Origin of the sequence: Gimesia chilikensis (assembly GCF_008329715.1) — a bacterium.
GTDB classification, from domain to species: Bacteria; Planctomycetota; Planctomycetia; order Planctomycetales; family Planctomycetaceae; genus Gimesia; species Gimesia chilikensis.
This window is the reverse complement of record NZ_VTSR01000022.1, coordinates 127892-147272: the sequence shown is the minus strand read 5'-3', so window position 1 is coordinate 147272 and position 19381 is coordinate 127892. Positions and strand designations below refer to the sequence as shown.

The window sequence follows — 19381 nt, the reverse complement described above, 5'->3', positions numbered from 1 at the left end:
TATCTAAAAATTCAAACAGGCTGCTTCAACAACAGGAATTGTCTTCGATTCCTGTAGAATTCACGCCCGTTGATTGTTCATCAAAGTTCTTGATTATCTTCCACAGTTCAGTACTCAGGGCTTCGATCAGATCGTCATCCATATCTTCCAGATACGACTCCATAATTGTCCCCTGCACGCGTATCCAGAGCCCGTGACCATAGCGGTTATTACGCAGTGCCACAATCTTCTTTCGCGGCCAGTCAGTTTCGATTCGCTCTCCCAGTTCGGTGGCAACCAAAATCATGCGAAACCGGTCGGCATCAATTTCAAACAGCGCCCGCAGCGGCGTCTCCTGTTGCAACAACAGACGTTCCAGATACAACTCCATTAAATTGAGCGATTTAAAAGGCATCTGCTGCATCCTCTTAATCAGTGGAGGCGTCGGCACCACCACTCGCACGCAATCCCCCTCGTAAGAGACAAGAAATCGCTGTTCAGCCATGTTAATGCTCCGAATATTTGACGGCGAATCACTTAACTGTATGGATCTGATTTTATCAGAACCAGATCAAACATTCAGTAACTTTTTTGCCCTCAGTAATCAACCGCACGAATCCGATACAGCCAGCTCTCCATCCCCGAGGCATCGGTTCGGCTGCCGTCGCGCACACCGCCGATCTTTTCCACCGCCCGCTGCGAACGAATGTTTTCCGGACCGATCAGAAAGATCACCGAATCGACAAACTGAAACGAGTGCTGCAGCATCAGCTGCTTCATTTCGCCGTTAAACGGTCCGCCCCAGTGCGAACGTGCCAGAAAAGTCCAGCCGATCTCCACTTCGGAGGCACTCTCGTTATACCCGTGGTAGCGTGAAGAACCGATCACGGCACCGGTCGCCTGATCGATCGCCAGCAACGCCCCGCCTGATTCCATCGCGTCCCGGAAGAATTTCTGAAACACTTCCGGCTGATAACGGTCAGACGCCGGATGCTGTTCCCAGATCAACGGATCAGAGGCAACCGCAAACAAAGCCTCATAATCATCCTCCTGCAGCGGACGCAGTTCCAGCAGCCTGCCGGTCAGTGTGGGTTGTGCCTCGAATACCATCTATCTTACCTCTCTGACTTTCACTCTGATTCAACCTCAAGTTGACGGAAGCATCATACTGGGACACCTCAGATTCGGATAGACAAAAACAGCCCGCAGACGTGTCTGTCGAATTTCGGAATGCTATACTGAAATCAGACAGCGAACGTATCGGACCATCTTCCCCATTGATGTTTCGGAGAGCACCCGAGATGAGTACTACCCAGCCCGCCTCCCGCAATCGTTCAGACAACACACCAGACCTGGAACGGGAAGAACTGGACGCCGTCTTTCAGCAACTCCAGACATCCCCCCAGGGACTGACCTCTACCGAGGCGGCATCACGCCTGACACAGTACGGCCGCAACGAACTGGAAGATCACCAGCTCAGCGATCTGCAGAAATTTCTGCGTTATTTCTGGGGACCGATCCCCTGGATGATCGAAGCCGCCGCCCTGCTCTCGGCACTCATTGGCCACTGGCCCGACTTCGGCATCATCATGGGCCTGCTGATCTATAATGCCGGCTCCGGGTTCTGGCAGGAACGCAAAGCCAGCAACGCGCTGGCCGCCCTCAAGGCAGGCATGGCTCCGCGGGCCCGAGTTCTCCGCGACGGCCAATTCGCATCCATCGACGCCGCCGAGGTCGTTCCCGGCGACATTATCCGCATTAAACTCGGCGAAGTCCTCGCCGCCGACGTCCGCTTCATTGCAGGTGACTACATCAGCATTGACCAGGCAGCGCTGACCGGAGAATCACTGCCTGTCAGCAAGAAAGTCGGCGACAGCGGCTATTCGGGCAGCATCGCCAGGAAGGGAGAAATGACGGCCGTCGTCTTCGGTACCGGGAACAAGACCTTCTTCGGCCGCACCGCCAGCCTCGTCGCAGCGGCAGGCGCAGAAGCCTCTCACTCCCAGAAAGCAGTAGGCCAGATCGGCGACTTCCTGATTTTCCTCTCCATGTCCCTCGCCTTTGTACTGATGGGTGTCGAATTTTATCGGCAGGTTGTACTCCGGGATGACTGGCACCTGGAAGAACTGGTCAACATTCTGCGGATGGTGCTGGTCCTGCTCATTGCCTCCATCCCGGTCGCCATGCCCACCGTTATTACCGTGACCAATGCCCTGGGCGCCCTGGCACTCTCCCGGAAAAAAGCGATCGTCTCTCGACTGGAAGCGATCGAAGAACTAGCGGGCGTCGACATCCTCTGCTCCGACAAGACAGGCACCCTGACCAAAAACCAGCTGAGCCTGGGAGAGCCGATTCTGTTCGCCTCCACCGATCCCCAGGAAGTCATCCGCGGCGGAGCCCTGGCTTCCAAACGGGACGACGACGATCCCATCGATCTGGCGGTCATCGCCGGTCTGCAACAACCGGACATCCTCGATCAGTATCAGCTGCAGAAGTTCGTCCCTTTTGATCCGGTCAGCAAACGTACGGAAGCCACTCTGACCGACTCCCAGGGAACTTCCTGGAAATTCACCAAAGGCGCCCCGCAGGTCATCATTGAATTATGTCACCTCGATCCGGAAACCCAGCACCGCGGCGAACAGTCTGTGCTCGACCTCGCCTCCCGTGGCATGCGGGCCCTGGGAGTTGCCCAGTCGTCGGACGATGGACAAAGCTGGACGTTTCTCGGCATCCTCTCTCTGCTCGATCCCCCTCGTGACGATTCCCGGGAGACCATCCGCCGTGCCCAGGAACATGGACTGGGCGTGAAGATGATCACCGGTGACGACGTGGCCATCGGCAGTGAAATCTGTCGTCAGCTCGGCATGGGCACTCACCTGCAGCCCGCGTCCGACCTGTTCACAAAAGAAATGGACATGAGCCACCTCCCCGAGTCGATCACCGCCTGCGTCGAAAGGGCCGACGGTTTCGGGCGGGTCTTCCCCGAACACAAGTACGGCATTGTGAAAGCCCTCCAGGACCGCGGGCATGTCGTCGCGATGACCGGCGATGGCGTCAACGATGCCCCCGCCCTCAAACAGGCGGACTGTGGTGTGGCCGTCAGTGGCGCCACCGATGCCGCCCGCGCCGCTGCGGACCTGATTCTGACCGAACCCGGTCTCTCCACAATCGTCGATGCCATCGACGAAGCCCGCAAGATCTTCGAACGCATCATCAACTATGTCCTGTTCCGGGTCACCATGACGCTCGACATCATGTTTGTCGTCGTACTCTCGACCATCATTTTCGGCTTCTCCCCCTTAACGCCAGTCATGATCGTCTTCCTGGCACTCCTGGACGACGTCCCGATCATGACCATCGCTTACGACAATACGCTGCTGCCCCCGAAACCGGTTCGCTGGAACATGCGACGTCTGCTGTTAATCTCCAGTTTCATGGGCCTGCTCTCAATCGTGCAGACGTTCGGCCTGCTGCTGATCGGCGAGGAATGGATCACGAACCCGGACTGGATGTCTCGCATCAGCCTCAATCACGATCAACTGCAGACCATCATATTCCTGCAACTTGTCGCCGGAGGACACCTGCTGCTGTTCGTCATGCGTTCGCGGGGCGCATTTTTCATGCCCCCCTGGCCGGCCCTCCCCCTGTTCTCGGCCATTGTTGGCACACAGATCCTGGCCGTACTGATGTGCGGTTTTGGCTGGTTCGTCACTCCCATCCACTGGAAGCTGATCGGTCTGGTCTGGCTCTACATGCTGGCCTGGATGGTCCTCCTCGATCTGGTCAAGCAGGTCATTTATCGCAAAATCTCAAACCACGAGAATGGTCGTCCGCCCTGGTATAAACGTTTTTTACACAGTCGCAGCGCAGGTCGTAAATAAGTTTTTGACTCTCACCGCAGCAGCCGTCTGTCTAATAAGGAAAGCACGTCATGGATTACATCAGCAGATTTCGTGTCGAACCGGGCAGCCACGTCGATCTCTCGAAAATCGATGCCAGCTTTAAAGACCATCACGAATCGCATCAGCACGCCTTGCCCGAAATCGAAACCTATCGCCAGCAACTCGCCGACCTGCAATATCTGATGTACGCCGAAAACAAACGGTCGCTGTTGATCTGTCTGCAGGGCCGCGATGCAGCAGGCAAGGATGGCACCATCAAGCACGTGCTGGGGGCCATGAACCCGCAGGGCTGTAAGGTCGCCGCTTTCAAAGTTCCCACCAGGGAGGAAGCCGCCCACGATTTCCTCTGGCGTTACCATCGGGCCACCCCCGCGAAAGGTGAAGTGGCGATCTTCAACCGCTCGCATTACGAAGATGTGCTGGTCGTCCGCGTACACAACCTGGTCCCTCAGGATGTCTGGTCTCAACGTTACGCGCACATCAACCACTTCGAACAACAGCTGGCGGACAGCGGGACGCACATCCTCAAGTTCTATCTGCACATCGATGCGGACGAACAACTGGCCCGTTTCAAACAGCGAATTGACGATCCCGCCCGCCACTGGAAAATCAGCGACAGCGATTATTCAGAGCGTCCCCTGTGGGACGAATACACGACCGCCTTCGAAGCCGCCCTCAGCCAGTGCAGCACACTCCACGCTCCCTGGTTCATCATTCCCTCCAATCACAAATGGTTCCGCAACCTGGCGATCTCCCGCATCGTATCCGAAACCCTGTCAGCACTGGACATGAAGTTCCCGGCCCCCACGGTCGACATCAACGAGATCCGGCAGAAGTACCATCAGATTGTGAATCAGGGCCATGAAGAATCTTCTTCATCCTGAACGTACTGAAAACCCTGGATTATGGCTCCCATATGAAACTCTCGTAAGTCAGAGTTGACGCCCCCTCACATGCAATCCACAATTAAGTTTGACCATATTATTCACCGCCGTTGATAACCGCGAGCGATCCAGCGCAGGACAACTGAATGACCATGCTCCAATTCTCCCCCCTTTCCGCGATCAGATGCAGCTTCAAATTCACGGCACTGTGGTTGACTCTCTGCTGCCTGATTCTGTCTTCCGAACGCGTGAGTTATGCAACACGCCCGAATATTGTCCTGATCATGGCCGACGACCTTGGCTTCTCGGATCTCGGTTGCTACGGTTCGGAAATCAAAACACCCAACCTGGACCAGATGGCCAACGAGGGACTGCGATTCAAACGTTTTTATAACGCGGGACGCTGCTGTCCCACCCGGGCCTCGCTGATGACCGGCCTCTATCCCCACCAGGCTGGCATGGGCTGGATGAACCGCAACGATAACCTTCCCGGCTACCAGGGAGAACTGGGCAAAAATTGCGTCAGCATCGCCGAGGTCCTCTCCGCAGCCGACTATCGCTGTTATCATGTCGGCAAGTGGCACCTGACCTATCGCATGCGTGAAGCCAATGAAAACTGGCCCCTGGGCAGAGGCTTTGACCGCGCCTATGGTACCGGCGGTGGGGGCAATTATTTCGCCCCCCGTCCGCTCTATGGAGACAATCAGCTGATCAAACCACCCAAAACGGGTTACTACATTACTGATGCCTTCAGCGACCGCGCGGTTGACTATCTGAAAGATCACGCGCAGCAGCATCAAGCAGAACCCTTCTTCATGTATCTCGCTTATACGGCCCCTCACTTCCCGCTGCACGCACTTCCGGAAGACATCGCCCGCTATCAAGGACAGTATCAGGGCGGCTGGGATGCGCTTCGCAAACAACGACACCAGAGCATGCAGCAACTCGGGCTGATCAACTGCCCGCTCTCCCCACGCGATCCCGATGCCCAGGCCTGGGACAGTCTCTCGGAAAAAGAGCGCGAGGAATGGGATCTGCGAATGGCCGTCTATGCAGCCATGGTGACCAGCATGGATCGAGGCATCGGCCAGGTCCTGAAGCAAATTGACCAGATGGGTCAGAAAGACAATACCCTCGTGCTGTTTCTCTCCGACAATGGCGCCAGTGCCGAGTACATCGACCGCGGACACCAGCCCGGCGCGATCACCGGCACCCGGGAGTCGTTCCGCTGTGCTGAGGTCGGCTGGGCCAACAGCAGTAACACCCCCTTCCGCTTCCACAAAATGTGGGTGCACGAAGGCGGCATCTCCACGCCCCTCATCGTCCGCTGGCCCGACAAGATTCAGCAGACCGGAGGCTGGACCAATCAGGTAGGACACATTATTGATGTAATGGCAACCTGCGTTGAGATCTCCGGTGCGAAATATCCCGCCACCAAAAATGATCAGGCCGTTTTCCCTTACGAAGGCAACAGCCTGCTCCCCACTTTTCAGCATCCGGAAACAACAAAGTCCCGCATGCTTTACTGGGAACACGAAGGCAACAAAGCCATTCGCCAGGGGGACTGGAAGCTGGTGAAAGAAAACGGTCACAAGTGGGAACTCTACGACCTGAGCCAGGACCGCAGCGAACTGCATAATCTGGTGAAAAGCGAACCGCAGCGGGTGGAAACCATGTCCCGCGAATGGGATGCCTGGGCCGAACGTGTCGGCGTCGTTCCCTGGGACGATCTGCCTCCCCCCGGCTACAGAAGTAAGGGGCCGGACTTCTACCGTAAGAAATAAGTGCTATCCGTCCGTCTGCTGTCATTCACGATGATCACACAGGAAAACAGCAGATCACTTGAATCTGCACGCCCGAAACGGGATAGTTGAAGAAATGTGACCTCAAGGTCGTCCATCAACCGGCTGGTGAGACCGCCACTCCTGCCTGCGTTGGTTTTTCCAACCTTATCAATAGAGAATGTCAGCCTTTCATGTCCACAGTCGCCTCTTCGCCGTTACTGAAACTGCACCCGGAAGATAACATCGCCATCGCCCGTAATTCTGTGGCAGAAAACCAGGAATGTGCGATCACCGACACCGAGAACGTGACCGCCCGGGAAAGCATTGATCTGGGACACAAGGTCGCCATTCAGCCCATCACGAAAGGGGAACGGATCCGTAAGTTCGGTCAGGTCATCGGTTTCGCGACCTGCGACATCGAACCAGGCGACTGGATTCACAGCCACAATCTGGCAGCAGGCGAACTCAGCCTCGATTACGCGTTCTCCAGCGACGTCCCTGCACCACCCGCACCTGTTGAGGGACGGACCTTCATGGGCTACCGCCGTCCGAACGGCAAAGCAGCCACCCGTAACTACCTGGCGATCATCAGTACCGTCAACTGTTCGGCGACCGCATCCAAGTACATCGCCCGGGAACTGGCCCAGACATCACTGGCGGACTATCCCAATATTGATGGTATCATTCCCCTGGTCCATAAAGGGGGGTGTGCGATGCAGTATGATGGAGAAGACCACCATCAGTTGATGCGGACTCTAGGGGGATTTGCGAAGCATCCCAACATCGGCGCTTATGTTATTCTGGGGCTGGGTTGTGAGACGGGGCAAGGTTCCTTCCTCTCCGACAACGAAGGACTGGTCCAGTTGCAGAACCTGAAAGAGCCCGATCCCATGGAGCCGCTGGTCCTCAACATCCAGGATATCGGGGGGATTAGAAAGACAGTCGACTACGTTTCAGACGTGCTCAAAGACTATTTACCGAAGGTCAATAACGTCACCCGAGAGCCGATCCCGGTTTCCGAGCTCATTCTGGGCACCGAATGCGGCGGCAGTGACGGGAACAGCGGCGTGACTGCGAACCCGGCCCTGGGAATCGCCAGTGACCTGCTCGTCGCTCACGGCGCGACCTCCATCCTGGGAGAAACCTCCGAAATCTATGGCGGCGAACACCTTCTGACACGGCGTGCCATCACGCCGGAAGTCGGTCAGAAACTGATCGACCGGATTAAATGGTGGGAAGAATACACGGGCAAATTCGGAGTTGTGATCGATAACAACCCCTCACCGGGTAATAAAAGAGGTGGTCTGACCACGATTTATGAGAAATCCCTGGGAGCCATCGCCAAGGGGGGCAGCACCGCTCTGCGTGCCGTTTACCGCTTTGCAGAACCGGTCACCGAAAAGGGCTTCGTCATTATGGATACCCCCGGCTACGACCCTGCTTCCGTCACTGGCATGGTGGCCGGAGGTGCGAATGTGGTCTGCTTTACCACAGGCCGGGGCAGCTGTTTTGGCTGTAAGCCGGTCCCCAGCATCAAAATCTCCACCAATACCCCCATGTTCGAACGCATGCAGGATGACATGGACCTCGACGCAGGTCGCATTCTGAACGGCACCTCAGTGGAAGAAGTGGGCCGCGAAATCTTCGAGTTAATCATCGAAGTCGCAAGTGGAAAAAAGACAAAAAGTGAGGCCCAGGGCATCGGCGATGAAGAATTTTGCCCCTGGAGCATCGGTCCGGTGCTCTGATTTCCCGGATTTCAGCAGAATTCCCGCTCCCGTTCGTTCCTGATCTCTTCCAGGACCGTTCTGAGCGGGTCTGTTGGCCCAGCATGCATCTTAACGTCTTATGAAATAACCAGTTCCCTCCCTTTCTCTCTCTGTCGGATCAACCTGTAACACAGTCAGGCCAACTTTCGAACACCCATCACAACTATACATTCCAACACACAAGAGTCCCCTCGATACAACCGCTAGAACTCTTGAAACAGGAAAATTCGGTATCTCCCGAATAATCGCTACAGTTTACCAGAAGCCCTGTCCGATATAACCAGCAACAGACTCCGCGCATTTCCGTTTTAGACGCGCGGATTGTTATCAGGTTTCCGCTGTTTGTTTGTAAGGACGTATAGATGCGGCTTCTTCATTGGCTAGCACCGGTTTTGAGCATCGTTCTGATCTCACACGCATACTCCACAGTACACGCGCAGGGATTTCCTCCAGCTGAAATGCAGTCGCATATGATACAGCCTGTATCATATAACCCTGCCAGCTTCCCGGGATATCCTCAGAACGCTCAGGCCATGCCTGCACCAGTTCAACCTGGATTCTTCCAGGCTGCGGCAGGCAGCAATGGTTATCCGACTCCACCGGGAGTCCCCATGAATGCCGGACCCGAGTCGCCATTGAGTGCGTTCCCTCGGATCTCGCCGTTCGAGCACCAGTTCCAGCAGCACCGGGTTGATAGTAACGGTCTCTGGTCTTACCAGGCTCGGAATAACGGTAAGCGGCACTTCCTGAGTATGGAAGCTCTGTTCGCCCGTTATCAGAACCCGGGTGGAGCCCTGATCGGTAATGTCGGTACTCAGTCCTACCTGGGCATGGTAGAAGATGAACTCATCGACGCCACCGACGAAGATTACTATGATCAGTTCAGTGAAAACACCGGACTGCCTTACTTCGATCAGAAGTACTTCAATAGTGTACCAAAACTGAATGCTCCCGGTTTCCGTCTCCGCTGGGGCTGGTACAACGATGATGAAAGTGGATTTGAATTCACCGGCTGGTGGATTTCCCGGGCTGATTCAGACTGGTCCGCGATTGAACAATCGACTCACAAACCAAATCCGGCGAATCAGGCCATCATGGACATCCTGCTCTCTCCGCCAAACTTTATCGATCCGGCAGGTACCGGTGTGGTCTCTTCGATCCCTGGTGTGACGACTGCTCAGGTGAACGAAGTGCTGCAGAACGAACTGATGAACCTGGGTGGCCTGCCACTGGATGATGGTACTGTTGACGGTGTCACCGTACCTTACGACCTGGATTTCCGTGTCAAAGCGGTCAGCCAGGCCTGGGGTACCAACGCTACCTGGTTGTCGACTCCGATTGTGGACAAGAAAGCCCTTAAGATTCGCGGTCTGGCCGGTGCCCGCTACATGCAGGTACGCGAAGGCTTCAGCTTTGTCGGTCGCGACAGCGGCCTGCTCTACAGTGATGCCACCAACATCGCCGGTATCCGCCCTGACCTGAAACTCTTCTCGCTTCCCACCGGAACCGACGAAAACCAGGATGGCATCATCGACAACGCAGGGGTTGTTGAAGATGACAGTACTGGTGGGGGAACCACGGGGACCTCAACCGCCTTCTTCGTCGCTCCTGTTGACCCGGTAACTGGTCAGCCCGTTCAGCCCTACACCACCTGGGTCAACAACACCGTTGATACCCATCTGGCTGGTCCTGAAGTCGGTTTCCAGTTCGACATCGGTGGCGACAAGTTCAAGATCTGGGGTCAGACCAAAGTCGGTATCATGGCCAACCAGGAAAAAATTAAACTGAATGGTGACAACGTGGGAATGGGCATTCGTGCCGACCCGGATGACATCGATCGTCCCAAGGCTCTGATCGACCCCACCCCGGCAGATCCTAACCCGAACGCCTTCAGCGATTCACAGAGTCACACTCACGTATCACCCATGTTCGAACAGTCGATCTTCATGGAAATGGCAATCTTCGACAAGGTGCCTGTCCTCAAACGTATGAAAATGCTGGAAGAAGCGAAACTGAAAGTGGGTTATACCTACATCGTTGCCGGCGAAATCGCCCGTCCTTACGACAGCATCCGCTGGCAGGGTATGCCGACCCGCGGCCTGTTCCCCTCGATCGATGTCGAGCGTGAATCATGGAGTGTCGGCACCTGGAGTGTCGGTCTCGACTGGCTCTACTAAAAACGGGGCGAATCAACGAACCATCTCAAACGGTCGAGTATTATTCTCGACCGTTTTTTATGCGCCTGACGTTCGCTAAAGTCCTCTCGCTCAATCCAGCCGTTTGAGAATCACATCTCCCCGCGTACTGTTGTCGCCGGGATAGACACGATCGGCTCCCTCTTCCTGAAACCAGATATCCAGCATGCCGGTCCCCGACTGCAGTTCGAAACGGGCCGAGGCCTGATCTGCCGACAGAAATTCATGGGACTGCTTCCCCTGCCAGTTGACAGTCAACTTGCCCGGTTTGGTATCAGCGCCCCGCTGAATTTCCACCTCATAGCGTCCGGGAGTCTCTACCTGAACCATCCAGCCCTCTGAAGTTCCTTGCGTGAAAGTTCCATCCTGGTACCGACACAAGGTGGTCGGGTTCTCTTTGCCGCTGTTGATCACAATCAGACCCGGCTGAAAATTACGAGACTGTTTCACATCCGCAAACCAGCGTTCATAGTCCTTGCGTAAACCAGCGGCGATGTCGGGCTGTGTAGAGAACAGATTCTTCATCTCCCCCGGATCGCTGGTCAGATCGTACAGCTCCAGTACCGGCTCGGCATCGCGCATCAGGTTTTCTTCTCCGAAGGTGCCGGGATACCCTACCAGTTTGTATCGTTGTGTCACCACGGCGCAGTTTTGATAACGCTGCGGGGTCAATCCACGATGCACCTGGAAGAACAGTTTCCGTTCGGGCAGTGTCTTGACCTTCCCCGTCAGCAGGCCAGTCAGATCGATGCCATCCAGTTTTAATGACTTCGATTTTGGGGTCCCCGTCATGTCGAGCAACGTGGGCAGAAGGTCGATGTGTGCCGCGATCTGAGCACTCTGTGTCCCCGCAGGAATGTGTCCGGGCCAGGTCGCCACAAACGGCACGCGGATCCCCCCTTCATAAACCCACGATTTCCGCCCTCTCAACCCCGCGGTATAACGTTTCTGCTGAGGGCCATTGTCGCCCAGAAAGATCAGGATCGTGTTCTCTTTCAGTTTGGTCTGATCCAGATGCGCCATCAGACGTCCCAGGTTTTCATCCAGGTTTTCCACCATCCCATACACGCGGGCCGTCGTTTCATCCAGTCCCTGCTCTTGATAAGGCTTCCAATAGGAGTCCGCTATTTCCAGAGGCGTGTGCGGGGCGTTGGTCGGTAGATAGACAAAGAATGGTTTCTCCGCTTTCGCCTGTCGATCCATGAACTCCAGGGCAGCGTCAAAAAACAGATCTGTGCAATAGCCCTTGCCCTGCTCTCGCTGACCATTCTTCCACAACCAGGGATCAAAATAACTGTTGGGTTTATCGGGAGCCTGACCAATGCCGCCACTCCGATGTACCAGTGACTCCGCAAATCCCTGATCCTGGGGCCGCATCGGATAATTGTCCCCCAGATGCCATTTACCGAAGATTCCCGTCGCGTAGCCTGCTCCCTGCAGCAGCTCGGCCAGCGTGGTCTCCTCTCCGTACATCTTCGCACCGCCGCGAGAGGTATGTACGACTCCCGATCGATAGTAATAACGTCCGGTCATCAGACTGGCCCGGGTCGGCGCACAAACCGGACTGCAGTAGAAACGCGTCAGCTCCATTCCCTGCCGGGCCAGTTCGTCCATGTGCGGAGTTCGAATCTGCGCGTTGCCATGAAAGCCAACATCTCCATAGCCCTGGTCATCCGTCAGCAACAGAATCACATTCGGCTGTTTCCCCTCTGCTGCCATCCCCGTATGTGAGAATCCGAAGATCAGGAAAACCAGCAGACCACATGGAATCAGTCCCCGGTTTCTCTGTAACAGTGCTCGCAGCATTACATTCCCCTTTACGCGCTAAGCAATATCAGCGATACCACTTACCCCCATTCGAGCTTAAGAAAGCACGCGGGCAGGCGACGCTGGTTGAAAAAACAGTTGTCCTCTTCGGCCTGAAATCATACGATAGAACAAAGCCAATCGCGTGACTCGGGAGGACGTACTGATGAATCGTAAACTGACCTGCCTGTTGGTGTGCTGCGGAATGCTGGCTCTGATGAGTCTTCCCGCTCACGCTCAGGTCCTGCGAATTCAACAACCCATCGTACAACAATTCTCGGTGGGAACAACAGTCACCGTGCCGGATCGAGGTACCGCTCTGTTGGGAGGCGTCAGTTCCGGACGGATCCATTCTCGCCAGGTTGGCCCTTTCCGTCGTGGCTCGATTTATGGTCAGGAATTCCAGAGCACGACCAGCAGCGTCAGCGTCTATATTCACGACTTCGAAGCCATGGACCGTTACCTGCTCAACTCCGCTCCGCGTAGTATTCGTGAAGCAGCCGCCCATCCCAGTGATCACTGGCGCGATCAACTACATGCCCCTGTGACGCACAATCAGCCCGGCTCCTCAATCACGCGAGAAAAGCAGGCTGCGTCACAAGCCAGAACGCAGGCCAAAGCACAACGGTTTTTTGAACTGGGGAAGCAGGCCGAACAGAAACATGCCACGTCGAACATCGCAATCCTGCACTACACCGCCGCCGCCAAATATGGCAGCCTGCCGGCACAACAGCGACTCAAGGAACTGAAAGCCGAGTCGACCTCGATTTCAGCGACAGAGTGAACTGGCAGTGCTGAGGCTCTGAGAGGGGCTAAGCGGCTTCTTCGTCGGCGAAGATGCGATTCGGCAGATTCACTTTCGCGTAGCGTTCGCCACGAGCGTCGTAGAAATAGATCATGTTGGAGTCAGAAGCCCAGATGGCTCCCAGGCGAACCGAACGGGGACCGTTAATCGAAAACTGAAGTCCACATCCCCGACCCCGGCGTTGTAAAGCCATTTCAGACATCGTGAACTGCTCTTCGAGCAGGTTCTCTTTTTCACACAGTGTTTTGTGGATGTACTGACGTAGATCGTTTAGTGACTGGATATTATCGACACTGATGCTCATGCACGCTACCTCTTGCAAAGATTCTCGTTCACCTGTTTTTTCAGGTCTCGCCCCTGACTGTCAAAGGGGACCATTCTCGAATCGACAGGTTGACCTCACGAGTATCGTCCAACCGCAGAGGCATCTGTCACAAGAGTTTGTGTGCCGTTGTCTTTGTTAAAATTTGAGAAGATTATGGAGTTCCACTATTCGTTAACGGGACAGACTTTTTCCCTGCGCGATCCGCATTTTTAGAATTCCGACTGATGAATGCCCCCGCTGACAATTCACTTAAGTCGTTTCCAGCCCCCTCAGAGGCATGGAATACCATGCCGCTTTTATCTAACCGGAACACTCCTGCTACATTGAAGTGCCCTGCACAACGTGGTTGCCGGGTTGCGTACTGATTTTTCTGCTCAACAGGAAAAATCGGACGATTCTCTAAATTTACCGGATCTGGATTTGTTTGTATGATGAAGGCCAACGTCAGCTTTACATCAGTTATGGCATGTAAATTTGCTCATTCAAACATCCATTAACATAGAGGGTCATCAGAAGTGCCTGTTATCTCTGCCGAGTCGCTGCAAAAATTTACCGAAACGCTCATGCTTAAAGGCGGCGCCACTGAAGAAGAAGCGCGCATCGTTTCCAAAAGCCTGGTCGACGCCAACCTGCTGGGGCACGATTCCCACGGCGTGATGCGTCTTCCTTTCTACATGGGGCGTGTCAAAGAAGGCATTCTCAAAGCCGGTGAAACTCTGAAGATCCTGAACGAAACACCGGCTGCAATCAACGGCGACGGCGGCTGGGGATTTGGTCAGACCGTGATGCACGATCTGATGAATCGCCTGATCGAAAAAGCGGGCAACCTGGGTGTCTCTGTCGGAACCCTGAAACACGCTTCGCACATCGGCCGACTGGGAGAATACGCGGAAATGGCTGCCGCCAAAGGCATGGCATCCATCATCTGTGCCAACACACACGGCTCCGCCCCTCGCGTGGCACCTGTGGGAGGCAAACGTCCCCGTCTGGGAACCAATCCGATCTGTATCGGCATGCCCGGCGGAGAAAGGGGTCCCTTCGTACTCGACTTCGGCACTTCTGCCACCGCAGAAGGTAAAGTCCGCATCAAGAAAATTGCCGGCGAACAGGTTCCTCCCGGCCTGATTCTGGATCCGGATGGCAATCCCACTACCGACCCCAACATGCTCTATGGCGATCCTCCAGGGACAATCCTTCCCATGGGCGGCGATCAGGCCTACAAAGGTTTCGGTCTGTCTTTCATGGTCGAAATGCTCTGTGGTGCCCTCTCGGGTGGACAGTGTGCCTTCCCTGATCCTCCACCACCAAAGGGGAACTGTGTGTTTGTGGTCGTGATCGACCCGACTCACCTGGGAGGCCAGAATCACCTGTTGAACGAGATTACCAATCTCGAAAAGTATGTCCGCAGCGTGCCTCTCAAGGACGGCGTCACAGAAGTCTTTCTGCCGGGCGATCCGGAAAAGAAAACCGCTGCCACCCGTAATGAAACGGGCATTTCCCTCGATAAAGGGAACTGGGAAGCACTGACCAAACTGGCTGAAGAACTCGACGTTCCCGTTCCGGAAGTCCAGGACTGATCAGCCATCGATGACACAACAGCCTCGCGAATTGACCAGACAGTTCGCGAGGCTGTCTGATTTCAATCAGCCGACAAACCGGGAGCTCTAGCCATGGCGAATGAAATGGATCCGAATTCGAACCAGCCCGCTCCCGAGCAGGATGCGCGGCTCTATGTGCCCATCAATGATGCGGAAAACATCACGATATTCGTGAAAACATCCTCGTCCAAGGAGTACTGCTTCTCCAAGTTTCCGGGCGAGGATCATTTTCACCTGCTGATGCACGGCGAGATCGTTGTCACTAACGGCCATGACCTGCACTGCGTCGACTGTGCCCTTCGGCACGGATTTCTGACCCGCGATCGACTCAACTGGCAACATAAGTCCCGCAGTTAGAACGCTGTCGATCCTGATATCAATCAGACATTAACGGGTAGTACCGTCGTCGCTTTCAGATAATCGGACGCAAATTCGTCATCTTCGGAGACATGTTGTACCATATGCTCGGCTTCAGACCACCACGCGGATGCCTGGGCCTGGGTCCAGCTATTGACCTGTAACTGCTCCAGAGCTTCCAGCAGTTCGGCTGAGTTCTGGTAGCGATCGTCCGGCTTCTTCTCCAGGCATTTCATAATGATCTCTTCCAGTTCAGGAGAGACCTCCGGATTCAGATCCCGCAACGGTTTCACAGCCTGGCTCGCATGGGCGAACATCACCTTCAAAGCGTTATCCCCTTCAAAGACCGGCTTCCCTGTCAACAGGTAATAAGCGCTCGCCCCCAGTGAGTAAATGTCCGACCGCGGTCCGGGACTGCCATCTCCGGTGACCACTTCAGGACTCGTATACAGCGGAGATCCCACCACGGCCCCTTCCATGGTCAATTCCAGTGAGACATCATCGGTACGATGATATTTAACCAGGCCAAAGTCGAGCAGTTTGGCCACATCGAACAGACCGCCACGCTCGGCTGAGAAAATATTCCCCGGCTTGATATCGCGGTGAATCAGTCCCTTCTGGTGTGCTTCCGCCAGGGCAGAACAGACCTGTCTGAGCAGATACACCACCCGCTCCTGGGGCAGAGGTCCAAACCGCTCCACGATTTCCTGCAGGTTCAGTCCGGGCAGGAATTCCATTGCATAATAGAATGTCCCCTCTTCGGTATGCCCGTAATCATAAATCTCAATTGTATTCGGGTGCGTCAGGCCAGCAGTCGCCTGCACTTCGCTTTCAAACCGCAGCAGGACATTTTCATCGTCGACCTTGTCCCGCCGGATCAGCTTGATCGCACAGGGACGCTTCAGCAACCGATGCTCGGCCAGATAGACTTCGCCCATCCCGCCGCTGCCAATCTGTTTGCGGAGCGTGTACATCCCCACGCTTTTCAAATCGAAGGCTTCGCGCCTCAAACTGTCAACCCGATGCGAACCATAGACGGCTGTACTCCCGGCAATCATCAGCAGGATGATTATCTCCGACAAACCGCCGCTATACAGTACTTCTGACACCTGGGGCACCTGCATCCCGGTCATGATCGCACCCACAATCGGGCTGATGACCATCAGGCTCACCACCGAGATCACGCCCTTCAGCGAGTTCGGTATGAAGATCCCGTAAGTGAAGATCAAGATCACCCAGGGAAATGCGGTTCGCAGGGGAAATTCAAAGGCGACTTTGCCCAGTAACACCGGATCACAGGCGCAGAGTTCACTGAAGTGCCACCAGATGAAAAATCCGGCAGGTGCACCGAAGGTAATCGCCTCACAAATCCGCAGGCGGTATTTACAGAGACAGGGTTTCCACCACAGAAAGGCGGAGACGGAGAAAAGAATCACCGCCAGAACGCCATCCAGCAGCAGCATCTGACTGTCGTGGGGGTTCTTATACTCACCCAGCCAGAAACCGCGGATCAGGAATGCAGTTGCCCCCAGGCCTAACAGCAGGGAAGCCATCCGCAGACGCTGGAGCAGCAACGTTCGTCCCTGCTCCTGAAACATACTGCCTGAACCGCGAGAGACGACGCCGGCATGCGGACAGAATTTGCCGGCATCTTTTCTGATCTCCTTGGAAATCAGAGTAGGCATCGATTTTGTGTTTGCAGCAGAATGGGGTGTTGGTTTTGAACTCATCCTCAAAGTTCCCCGGTAGAAACCTGGATTAGACAGGAGCATCGCTGAATACCGTCCTTGAGCGCCTCGTTGTCAGCCGCAGCGATCTGTCATTCCTGTCTGGTTTTCTTCAGGCTCGTACCGTCTGTTCGATATATCAAATAAACTGAACGTGGAGGGCAGCATATTGACAACTATTATAGGTACTCGGAGATACGATTGACAGTAGTTTTTCTCCGGGAAGCTCAAATATGCCTGGGAGGGTATAAGCTGTTACAATCACGTAACTTATACTACTCAGACAATCTCTTCTGGTAACACTCACCCAGGTGGACCATCATCTCCAGTGCCAGCAGGTCCGCACGCGACATGACATGCCGTGAACTTCGGTTCCCCAGCCCCCGGACAATCGTCTCCACACACTCCAGGTGGAACTCCAGTACCTGACGCGAGGTCAATCGGGCTGCCGCCAGCAGTTCCGCGATCTGGATGATCTCGTCTTTCAGACTCCCGGAGCCCATGATGACATAGGTCCGCAGCAGCTCATGATAGTATTCCGGAATGTCAGCAGGAATCTGCGCATCCGACATGGACACTTCGGGAACACTCTGTTCAGCCGGTGCTTCTCCAGCAGACGGCTCCAGTTCTCCCGGGTAGACCAGTGTCTGCAGCTGTTCGACCATCGAGCGCTGCTGATTCAGCAACCGCTCGGCTTCATCCCGCTCGCGGACCAGGCGACGATGATTCTCGACCTGCAGACGATGATGGTCTTCCTGCAGTTCCTGCACCCTCAATGCCCGTTGCACATAACTCAATAATGCGGGTGAGTCCCAGCCGGCGGGGGAAACCAGCAGTTCCGCCTGGAATTCACAGGCAGCCAGAGACAGTCGATCATCGGGAACGGGTGAAATCAGAACGATTGGTTCATCACAACCGCTGACGCGAATCGCCTGCAGCAGTTCGCTGCAGTTATGACGTCCCTCGACGTCGGCCTGAATCAACAGACAATCGTAGCTGTGATTGCTCAGCAGTTTGAGCATCTCTTCGGCATTCGAGGCCCACTCCAGTCGGGGCTCTTCACAGCCGATGGCATCCAGCCGTAAAGCGAAGCCCACCCACTCGGGACGCTGATTGCTCACAAACAGCAAACGAAAGCGGGGCGGAATAACGGAAGATTGATTTTGCTCAGAGGAGACGCGAGCGTCATCAGCCGGCGAGAGTCGGTCTGACTGCGGAGACCGGGACTGTCTTTCTGCGAAATCCGCGAAAGCCGCTGCCCCTGTCTGGTTGTGTTCATCATCCTGCACGTTCATGTCCCGACCTGAAATCAGCCTGAACTATAGGGTTTTCCGTTCAAAACTGTCAATACGAGGTCGCGTTCCGCGTCTAAAATATCAGCTGCTCGGCGTTAAACACGGGCCCTTCTACGCAGGTTCGCCGATAGTCCCAGTCGTCAGCACCGACGCGGACTTTCGCCACACAACTGAAACAGGCGCCAAAGCCACAGGCCATCGGGGTCTCCAGTGACAGCCAGCAGGAAATCCCTGCTTCCCGGGCGAGCTTACTGACCGCTTCCATCATCGGTTCCGGTCCACAACAGAATATGGTCTCGGGCGGTGCATCACTTTCAATCCGCTGCTTGAGCAGTTCGGTTACATAGCCGGCATTTCCAAACGAGCCATCATCGGTAGCCACTTCGACTTCCAGACCATCGAGGCGAAAATCATCCAGTCCCGCGAGGTATGCTTCCGAACGAGCCCCGTACAGCAGGCTCACCCGCTCGGGAAAGGCTTCCAGTTTCCGCGCCGGCTCACCATAAGTACGTTGCCCCAGTGCTTCCCGGGCGGTCGCCAGAAACGGAGTCTGTCCGATTCCCCCCGCCACCATGACCAGCGAACCGGAACCGGGCTGCGGGAAACCATTCCCCAGCGGTCCCCAGATTTCGACCTGGTCACCCGGTTGCCAGTGCGTCATGCGGGAGGTCAGTTTTCCGACCACCACATAACCAAAGTCCAGCCCGATCGGCTGTCCCGCTTCGTCCAGGCAGGTATCATAGAGTGCGAAGGGACGCCCCAGCAGTGGATCGTTTACGCCCGGCTCGCGGACCATGAAGAACTGGCCCGGCAGAATCACCCGCGCGATTTCGGGACAGTGAATTCGCAGCCGCCAGGTATCCTTTGCCATCTGGACCTGTTCGGTAACGGTCGCTGCCACATACTGGGGGGTTGCACAATCGCTGAATGCGTGAGTCTCTGTCATGTTTGCTTT

The 19381-nt window shown here is 55.3% G+C and carries 15 protein-coding genes; 8 read left to right on the top strand and 7 right to left on the bottom strand.

Annotated features, from left to right (window positions below; genetic code table 11):
• Nucleotides 1-25 precede the first annotated feature (25 nt).
• Nucleotides 26-484, bottom strand: a complete 459-nt coding sequence (locus FYZ48_RS24395) for a hypothetical protein (RefSeq protein WP_187782194.1) — start codon at nt 482-484, stop codon at nt 26-28.
• A 92-nt stretch (nt 485-576) separates the two neighbouring features.
• Nucleotides 577-1089: a GNAT family N-acetyltransferase gene (locus tag FYZ48_RS24390; protein ID WP_149345157.1), complete on the bottom strand. Its 513-nt coding sequence runs from the start codon at nt 1087-1089 to the stop codon at nt 577-579.
• Between the two features lie 191 nt (nt 1090-1280).
• Here FYZ48_RS24390 and FYZ48_RS24385 point away from each other — a divergent pair, with 191 nt between their 5' ends.
• The 5 genes from FYZ48_RS24385 (at nt 1281) to FYZ48_RS24365 (ending at nt 10495) form a co-directional block, all read left to right on the top strand.
• Entirely contained in the window at nt 1281-3860 is a 2580-nt protein-coding gene (locus FYZ48_RS24385; RefSeq protein WP_149345156.1) for a plasma-membrane proton-efflux P-type ATPase, read from the top strand.
• Nucleotides 3861-3910: 50 nt separating this feature from the next.
• The gene (locus FYZ48_RS24380; RefSeq protein WP_149345155.1) at nt 3911-4765 is read left to right on the top strand and encodes a polyphosphate kinase 2 family protein; all 855 of its coding nucleotides are present in this window, start codon (nt 3911-3913) and stop codon (nt 4763-4765) included.
• 146 nt (nt 4766-4911) lie between these two features.
• Complete coding sequence (locus tag FYZ48_RS24375) at nt 4912-6549, top strand: arylsulfatase (protein WP_149345154.1); 1638 nt, start codon at nt 4912-4914, stop codon at nt 6547-6549.
• A 191-nt stretch (nt 6550-6740) separates the two neighbouring features.
• Nucleotides 6741-8297 (top strand): UxaA family hydrolase, encoded by a 1557-nt coding sequence (locus tag FYZ48_RS24370; protein WP_149345153.1) that lies wholly within the window; start codon nt 6741-6743, stop codon nt 8295-8297.
• 554 nt (nt 8298-8851) lie between these two features.
• Nucleotides 8852-10495, top strand: coding sequence for a hypothetical protein (locus FYZ48_RS24365; protein WP_149345152.1), 1644 nt, complete (start codon nt 8852-8854; stop codon nt 10493-10495).
• Between the two features lie 90 nt (nt 10496-10585).
• Here the strand turns inward: FYZ48_RS24365 and FYZ48_RS24360 are convergent, their stop codons facing one another.
• Entirely contained in the window at nt 10586-12319 is a 1734-nt protein-coding gene (locus FYZ48_RS24360) for an arylsulfatase (RefSeq protein WP_149345151.1), read from the bottom strand.
• A gap of 166 nt (nt 12320-12485) precedes the next feature.
• Here FYZ48_RS24360 and FYZ48_RS24355 point away from each other — a divergent pair, with 166 nt between their 5' ends.
• A complete protein-coding gene (locus FYZ48_RS24355) occupies nt 12486-13103 on the top strand; it encodes a hypothetical protein (RefSeq protein ID WP_149345150.1) in 618 nt (205 codons plus the stop codon).
• Between the two features lie 28 nt (nt 13104-13131).
• On the opposite strand, the gene FYZ48_RS24350 is transcribed toward FYZ48_RS24355, so the two are convergent.
• Nucleotides 13132-13428, bottom strand: coding sequence for a hypothetical protein (locus tag FYZ48_RS24350; RefSeq protein WP_145041735.1), 297 nt, complete (start codon nt 13426-13428; stop codon nt 13132-13134).
• A 536-nt stretch (nt 13429-13964) separates the two neighbouring features.
• Between FYZ48_RS24350 and FYZ48_RS24345 the strand changes: the two genes are divergently transcribed.
• Nucleotides 13965-15026 carry an Ldh family oxidoreductase gene (locus FYZ48_RS24345; protein ID WP_149345149.1) on the top strand — a complete coding sequence of 354 codons (1062 nt, stop codon included), beginning with the start codon at nt 13965-13967 and terminating at the stop codon, nt 15024-15026.
• Nucleotides 15027-15119: 93 nt separating this feature from the next.
• Nucleotides 15120-15404, top strand: coding sequence for a hypothetical protein (locus FYZ48_RS24340; RefSeq protein WP_232101960.1), 285 nt, complete (start codon nt 15120-15122; stop codon nt 15402-15404).
• Between the two features lie 23 nt (nt 15405-15427).
• Here FYZ48_RS24340 and FYZ48_RS24335 read toward each other — a convergent pair whose 3' ends face one another.
• The 3 genes from FYZ48_RS24335 to FYZ48_RS24325 all read right to left on the bottom strand — a co-directional run bounded on the left by FYZ48_RS24335 (nt 15428) and on the right by FYZ48_RS24325 (nt 19372).
• Nucleotides 15428-17134, bottom strand: a complete 1707-nt coding sequence (locus FYZ48_RS24335) for a serine/threonine protein kinase (protein WP_187782193.1) — start codon at nt 17132-17134, stop codon at nt 15428-15430.
• 272 nt (nt 17135-17406) lie between these two features.
• On the bottom strand, nt 17407-18426 hold the full coding sequence (locus FYZ48_RS24330; RefSeq protein WP_149345147.1) for a hypothetical protein: 1020 nt from the start codon (nt 18424-18426) through the stop codon (nt 17407-17409).
• 73 nt (nt 18427-18499) lie between these two features.
• Complete coding sequence (locus tag FYZ48_RS24325) at nt 18500-19372, bottom strand: dihydroorotate dehydrogenase electron transfer subunit (protein WP_149345146.1); 873 nt, start codon at nt 19370-19372, stop codon at nt 18500-18502.
• Between the last annotated feature and the right edge of the window lie 9 nt (nt 19373-19381).

Bases quoted from the DNA above. Each gene is read 5' to 3' on its own strand.
- FYZ48_RS24395 (WP_187782194.1), bottom strand. From the start codon at position 484: ATGGCTGAACAGCGATTTCTTGTCTCTTACGAGGGGGATTGCGTGCGA.
- FYZ48_RS24390 (WP_149345157.1), bottom strand. From the start codon at position 1,089: ATGGTATTCGAGGCACAACCCACACTGACCGGCAGGCTGCTGGAACTG.
- FYZ48_RS24385 (WP_149345156.1), top strand. From the start codon at position 1,281: ATGAGTACTACCCAGCCCGCCTCCCGCAATCGTTCAGACAACACACCA.
- FYZ48_RS24380 (WP_149345155.1), top strand. From the start codon at position 3,911: ATGGATTACATCAGCAGATTTCGTGTCGAACCGGGCAGCCACGTCGAT.
- FYZ48_RS24375 (WP_149345154.1), top strand. From the start codon at position 4,912: ATGACCATGCTCCAATTCTCCCCCCTTTCCGCGATCAGATGCAGCTTC.
- FYZ48_RS24370 (WP_149345153.1), top strand. From the start codon at position 6,741: ATGTCCACAGTCGCCTCTTCGCCGTTACTGAAACTGCACCCGGAAGAT.
- FYZ48_RS24365 (WP_149345152.1), top strand. From the start codon at position 8,852: ATGCCTGCACCAGTTCAACCTGGATTCTTCCAGGCTGCGGCAGGCAGC.
- FYZ48_RS24360 (WP_149345151.1), bottom strand. From the start codon at position 12,319: ATGCTGCGAGCACTGTTACAGAGAAACCGGGGACTGATTCCATGTGGT.
- FYZ48_RS24355 (WP_149345150.1), top strand. From the start codon at position 12,486: ATGAATCGTAAACTGACCTGCCTGTTGGTGTGCTGCGGAATGCTGGCT.
- FYZ48_RS24350 (WP_145041735.1), bottom strand. From the start codon at position 13,428: ATGAGCATCAGTGTCGATAATATCCAGTCACTAAACGATCTACGTCAG.
- FYZ48_RS24340 (WP_232101960.1), top strand. From the start codon at position 15,120: ATGGCGAATGAAATGGATCCGAATTCGAACCAGCCCGCTCCCGAGCAG.
- FYZ48_RS24335 (WP_187782193.1), bottom strand. From the start codon at position 17,134: ATGAGTTCAAAACCAACACCCCATTCTGCTGCAAACACAAAATCGATG.
- FYZ48_RS24330 (WP_149345147.1), bottom strand. From the start codon at position 18,426: ATGAACGTGCAGGATGATGAACACAACCAGACAGGGGCAGCGGCTTTC.
- FYZ48_RS24325 (WP_149345146.1), bottom strand. From the start codon at position 19,372: ATGACAGAGACTCACGCATTCAGCGATTGTGCAACCCCCCAGTATGTG.